Source organism: Vibrio sp. 1874, from assembly GCF_033344395.1.
GTDB classification, from domain to species: domain Bacteria; phylum Pseudomonadota; class Gammaproteobacteria; order Enterobacterales; family Vibrionaceae; genus Vibrio; species Vibrio alginolyticus.
Map to the genome: position 1 here is coordinate 1 of NZ_JAWPOR010000058.1, position 1729 is coordinate 1729.

The following is a 1729-nucleotide window of genomic DNA, read 5'->3' on the forward strand; positions in this document are numbered from 1 at the left end:
GAAACGAAATAGCGCCGATGGTAGTGTGGGGCTTCCCCATGTGAGAGTAGGACATCGCCAGGCTTTAAATTTAGACTTAGGTCTAACCAGTGCGGAGCGGTAGTTCAGTTGGTTAGAATACCGGCCTGTCACGCCGGGGGTCGCGGGTTCGAGTCCCGTCCGCTCCGCCACTTATTTGAAAGCCCTGCTAGAAATAGCAGGGCTTTTGTCGTTTTAGGGGCTGTCATTTTCCCTTCCAAGAGAAGTCATACCAATCTGGAAAATTAACTGATCAGGTCTATCCATCTTCTCGAGCATATTTGGGTGACTCTTTGGGAGCAATCCCAAACCGATTCTATGCATCGCAGACTTTGGAGATGATGTCGTCGTAATCAGTAAAATATTGATTGGCTAAATCGCGTTGCCGCAACCAACGCCATACTTGTCCGATAGGGTTTTGTTTTGGGAATAGGGTGGAAGTTTGATGACACTGACATTTAAAGTCATTGGCAATTTCTTCTGTATGCCATCCTGCGCCATCCATTACAACGACGGCGTGACGTCCTTCCTCCGTGACTGCCAATATTTGTTTTAAGTGCTCTATCATGATGTCTTTATGAACCCAAGGGACAACGATAGCCTCACCAATTCCTTTTCTGGGACAAACTGAACCGATCAGATAAGCATACTCAAATTGTTGTTTCACGGCTCTTGGGCGAGCTGCTTTTTCAGTCCATAAGCGTGTTGTCGTGTTTTGTTGCCCAAATCTGGCTTCGTTCTGAAACCAGACATCAACATACTCTAAAGCTATATGTTCTGGGATCTTAAGGATCGTTTCGATTTTGATTTTTCAAATCCTCCTGTACTTGGCTTTTCTTGCCATCCTTCCAGCCCTTCTTCAAGAAAGGTTTGGACCCAATTATTACCACTGGTTCGGCTTACCTTGAGAAACTTGACGATTTGTGTGTGTGAGTACCCATCTTTGAAATGAGCAAGGGCTAACAGTCTCATTTTAATCTGAATGGATTTTTGCTGACTTGTGAGCTTTTTAAGTCGACATTAAGGATTTAATGATAGTGGTTTAGGTCGATAAATAGCGAACACATATAGAGCACTTTTTACTAATAGTTATAAAGGTTTTAGATAAGCGAGTTTTTAGCGATGTTATTGTGGGGAGTGCGTAGGACGGAGGTTTCTTAGTAAAGAGGCTATTGTGGTCAGAAAGGGGGGAACTTATATTTAAGAAACTCTTTGTATTTTTAAGTGACCGGCTTGATAAAGCTTAAGATCTGGCAGGTTTTCGTAAGCTAGGGTGACTTGATTGCGTCCTGAGTGCTTTGAATAGTACATCGCTTTATCGGCCTCGATTAGAAGCTCTTTTGCGTTGGATTGTTGTGAATTCAACTCTGCTACACCAATACTAACAGTGGTCGTAATTTCAACGTCATCGACATGACAGATCGTTGCTTGTATAGCTTGGCGGATGCGTTCAGCTACTTCATGCGCTTGAATCGCATTCGTATCTGTTAAGATTACTGCGAACTCTTCTCCTCCCAATCGACCTATAAAGTCGCTGCCACGAATGACTCCTTGGCAAACGTGAGCAATGCGAGTGATAACATGATCACCAGAAAAATGGCCAACTCTATCATTAATATCTTTGAAGTGATCAATATCGATCATCAAGCATGAAAGTGTTTTAGAACGTTTTGTATGTTGAATGATCGCATTATCTAAATTGGAGATAAAC

Annotated in this window: 3 protein-coding genes and 1 tRNA gene; 1 reads left to right on the forward strand and 3 read right to left on the reverse strand. The window is 42.8% G+C overall.

What is annotated here, in order from left to right:
- Nucleotides 1-93 precede the first annotated feature (93 nt).
- A tRNA-Asp gene (locus tag R8N46_RS24465) sits at nucleotides 94-170 on the forward strand.
- A 164-nt stretch (nucleotides 171-334) separates the two neighbouring features.
- Here R8N46_RS24465 and R8N46_RS24470 read toward each other — a convergent pair.
- The 3 genes from R8N46_RS24470 to R8N46_RS24480 all read right to left on the reverse strand — a co-directional run.
- Nucleotides 335-826: a transposase gene (locus tag R8N46_RS24470; protein ID WP_318189686.1), complete on the reverse strand. Its 492-nt coding sequence runs from the start codon at nucleotides 824-826 to the stop codon at nucleotides 335-337.
- The gene (locus R8N46_RS24475; RefSeq protein WP_140296866.1) at nucleotides 787-990 is read right to left on the reverse strand and encodes a helix-turn-helix domain-containing protein; all 204 of its coding nucleotides are present in this window, start codon (nucleotides 988-990) and stop codon (nucleotides 787-789) included. The genes R8N46_RS24470 and R8N46_RS24475 overlap by 40 nt, the downstream gene beginning before the upstream one ends.
- 228 nt (nucleotides 991-1218) lie before the next feature.
- Nucleotides 1219-1729: GGDEF domain-containing protein (locus R8N46_RS24480; protein WP_318189685.1), on the reverse strand; the 511-nt coding region annotated here is incomplete at its 5' end.